At 34.4% G+C, this 3,988-nt stretch carries 2 protein-coding genes and 1 pseudogene; 2 read left to right on the forward strand and 1 reads right to left on the reverse strand.

Features of this window, described 5'->3' with window-relative positions:
* Both WBQ70_RS02825 and WBQ70_RS02830 read left to right on the forward strand, forming a co-directional pair.
* Positions 1 to 2,040: acyl-CoA dehydrogenase (locus WBQ70_RS02825; protein WP_423910274.1), on the forward strand; the 2,040-nt coding region annotated here is incomplete at its 5' end.
* 393 nt (positions 2,041 to 2,433) lie between these two features.
* Positions 2,434 to 3,006, forward strand: a complete 573-nt coding sequence (locus WBQ70_RS02830) for a DUF4142 domain-containing protein (RefSeq protein WP_423910277.1) — start codon at positions 2,434 to 2,436, stop codon at positions 3,004 to 3,006.
* 430 nt (positions 3,007 to 3,436) lie between these two features.
* Here the strand turns inward: WBQ70_RS02830 and WBQ70_RS02835 are convergent.
* Positions 3,437 to 3,988: pseudogene (locus WBQ70_RS02835) on the reverse strand (hypothetical protein); the annotation flags it as partial.

The following is a 3,988-nucleotide window of genomic DNA, read 5'->3' on the forward strand; positions in this document are numbered from 1 at the left end:
CTTCAAGAGAATCCTTCGATAAAAAATATTTTTGAAATTGCAGTTGTACTTTCTGGAAACGATGAAGTTATTGATAATCTTGAAGTTTCGTTCTTAAAACTCGAAAACGATTTAGGGATTTTAGGCGAAGAAGCCATTGGGAATTTTAAGACCAAAGCTCAAACGCTTACCGTAAACCATCAAACAGAGGCTAGTTTTGATGTTTCAAAAATTACAGCTCTTTTGGATGGTGAACAAGCGCCTATTATTAATAAGGTAAAAGCGATTATTTCAAGACCAGAATTCAAGTATGTAACAACCACAGATATTGGTGTTTATCGCCAACAAGTATATGATTGGTGCAAAATACTAGCAGACGAAAACCTTGGAAACATGGCCTATCCCAAACAATATGGAGGAGGAGAAAACATAGCTAATTATTTTGCCATTATGGAAACCTTGAGTTACCATGATTTGAGTTTGGTAATTAAATTTGGCGTACAATTTGGACTTTGGGGAATGAGTGTGCAATCCCTTGGAACCGAAAAACATTATAAAAAATACCTAAAAGACATTGGTTCGCTAAAATTACCGGGTTGTTTTGCGATGACTGAAACACATCATGGATCAAATGTAAAAGGACTTGAAACTACGGCAACGTATCATCACGAAAACCAAACGTTTACCATTCATACGCCACACCCAAAAGCCCAAAAGGAATACATAGGGAATGCTGCGCTTCATGGACAAATGGCGACTGTTTTTGCTAAACTAATTATTGACGATCACGATTATGGTGTGAATGCTTTTATAGTTCCGTTGCGTGATGCAAATGGACTGGTTTTAAAAGGAATTACCATTGGTGATTGTGGACACAAAATGGGGTTAAACGGAGTAGATAATGGTACTATTCGATTTGATGAGGTTGTGATTCCAAAAGAAAATATGCTGGATCGTTTTGCATCCGTTAATGACAAAGGCGAATTTGAAAGCCCAATCCCAAGTGATAACCGACGCTTTTTTACGATGTTAGGAACGCTAGTGGGCGGTAGAATAGGAATTCCACGTTCTGCTTTGGCAGCAGCCAAAAGCGGACTTACGATCGCCATAAAATACAGTGACCAAAGACGACAATTTGGTCCCGAAGGCGGTTCAGAAGTGCCCATCCTCAATTACCGCATGCACCAACGTAGGTTGTTGATTCCATTAGCTAAAACCTATGCAGTACATTTCGCTTTGCACTATCTTACCCAACGATTTTTGACCAAAACGGAAGCTGAAATGCAAGAAATAGAAGCGTTAGCAGCTGGTTTAAAAGCCTATTCCACCTGGAGTACTACAGCTATTTTACAAGAATGTAGAGAAGCCTGTGGCGGAAAAGCCTATTTGTCTGAAAACCGAATCGATGCTTTAAAAAATGATACTGAAATCTATACTACTTTTGAAGGAGATAATACCGTTTTGATGCAATTAGTTGCTAAAAATCGTTTGTCGGAATTTCGGAAATCCTTTGGAGAAATGGGGTCTTTCGGGATTATTAATTATGTATATGAAACCACATTAACTGCTATCTCCGAAAAAAATCCAATCGCAATTCGAAAAACAGATGAAGCACATTTATTAGATCCCGAATTTCATTTGCACGCCTTCCAGCACCGAGAAAAAACGATTTTGGCTTCGGCCACTAAGCGTATCAAAAAACTAATTGATGGCGGTATGGAAGCGTATGATGCGTTTAATGTGGTCCAACACCAAATGATCGATGTCGCTCAAGCCTATTTAGAACGTGTTGTTTTAGAACAGTTTCAAATTGCCATTGCAACTATAGAAGATGAAAATAGCAACGCCATTTTAACTCAATTAACTCAATTGTACGCACTTTCACAAATAGAGAAAAACAAATCATGGTATTTAGAAGATGGGTACATGGAACCCGTTAAAACCAAAGCCATTCGCAAAATGGTCAATCAATTGTGTTGGGACATTCGCCCTGATGCTGTGGCTTTAGTCAACGCCTTTGCTATTCCTGATTCCTGTTTAGCCGCGCCAATTGCGTTTTAATTTCATTTTTTTTTAGGCCCTAATCCTGCTATCCGTTTCAAACGAAGTTCACTGAACTCCTAATAAAGATAAAGGCACAGTGAAGTAATCTTGTGGAGGCAAAATGCCTGCCTCCACAACGATTTCCACTACTATCGCGGCTCATCCTTGGTTGTAACTACGTTTGTACTACAGATCATAAAGAACGCTTCTTTTGATACAAAATATTAATACTATCCTCTTTTTTCATTTCTAATTGTCTATTTCTAACTACTGTATTTATAGTAGCGTTTTTCTTCATCTATTAAAAAAAGACAACAAACCTCTAAATATTGTAATCTTTCCACAAAATGATGTAAAATTTTAAGAATACTAACAAATATCTTTGAATTAAACTTTTAAAGTAAATATAATATGAAAAAGATACTTATGTATAGCAAAATTATTTTAGGAACAGGATTGTTGTTGTGTACAATGAATTCTTGTAAAAATGAGCCTAAATCAGAACAAGAACAAGAAGTTGTTATAGAAGATGTTAATAATAATGCAATGCCTGACAATGAGATTGTAGAAAATGATGCGCAATATTTAGAAGATGCAGTAGCAATCAGTCAGTTTGAAATGGAAATGGGAAAACTAGCACAACAAAAAGGAGTTAGTACTGCCGTTAAAGAGTATGGGAGTATGCTAGTGGCAGATAATACAAAATCTATGGAAGAAGTAAAAATGCTTTCAAATAAAATTACAGTGACAATGCCAATTGTTAATACAGCTGTGGATAATGAGAATTATAATAAACTAAAAGAAAAATCAGGAATGGATTTTGATAAAATGTTTATTGAGGTAATCGAAGCAGAGCAAGAAAAAGCAATGGATAAAATGACTGAGATTTCACAAAAAGCCAAAAATAATGATTTTAAACTTTGGGCATCGCGCCAAGTAATTGGATTGACAGATCATTACGAACAAGCTAAAAAAATGCAGTAAAAATTTGGGACTATCCCTAAATGGTATAAGTTAAAAAGCTAAGGCTTCGTTTTATAATCGGAGCCTTTTGCTTGTTTGATAAGTTAATAAGGATACCCAAGATTTACAAGGTTTGCTAACTTTATTATGAGTAGATTTTGTTGTAAATCGGATTTTATTTTACCTAATATAATGCCTTTTTTTATACCTATAAAATCAATTTTTAGTGGTTTAACTCAATCATTTTAGAATGTAAGTTATTAAAAGTTAATTCTTTAGGAAGATAGTTGCTTTTTTGAATACCATCGAGAAGGTGTGGTAACCAAAGTTAGTTTTACCACTTTTACAGCGATGATAAAAACGATGCCGCTTTAATCGCTTTTAGAGATTATATTTATGAGAGGATTGGGTATTTGAATGGGGTGAAGTGAGATTAGATAAATAGTAAAAATTATATAGTAATAGCAATTTGATTCAGTACAGGTGTGTATAAATCCACATTTAATTCCTCAGTCTCCAGACTTACAATTAAACTATAACGAACTTTTTCATTAAATCTATTCTGTCTTTTTAAATTTTTATACCATCCGTTTTTAGGATAAACAGCTAAAGTATTTCTTTCTGATATTTCTCGCCCAGTTGCAGTAATATAATCTTTTCGAATAGAGCCTTTCGAACCAATTTTAGTACCAATTTCCCATTTAACACCATCTCTTTTTGGTTTATTCTCATCAGTTTCATTTTCGGGTTTTGAAATTCTATTTTGAAATTCTGAAGGTGTTTCATATCTTTTGATTAATTCAAAATCTAACTGATGTGAATGATATGAATAATGTGAAGCTAACCTTCTACTTCCTGGATTAGGTTCAATATAATAAGACAAAGTAACAATAATCTTAACTGATTTTTCTTCTAAACTTTCTAAGGCTTCTTTTGGCCAAGGAAGATTAAATAAGTGATATTCATTATATTTCCCTTCTGATTTTTCATATTTATATGGTTG

It is taken from the genome of Flavobacterium sp. (assembly GCF_049590715.1).
In the GTDB taxonomy this organism is placed as follows: Bacteria; Bacteroidota; Bacteroidia; order Flavobacteriales; family Flavobacteriaceae; genus Flavobacterium.

What these genes read in the sequence shown, in the direction of transcription:
- WBQ70_RS02830 (WP_423910277.1), top strand. Translation starts at nt 2,434, where the DNA reads ATGAAAAAGATACTTATGTATAGCAAAATTATTTTAGGAACAGGATTG.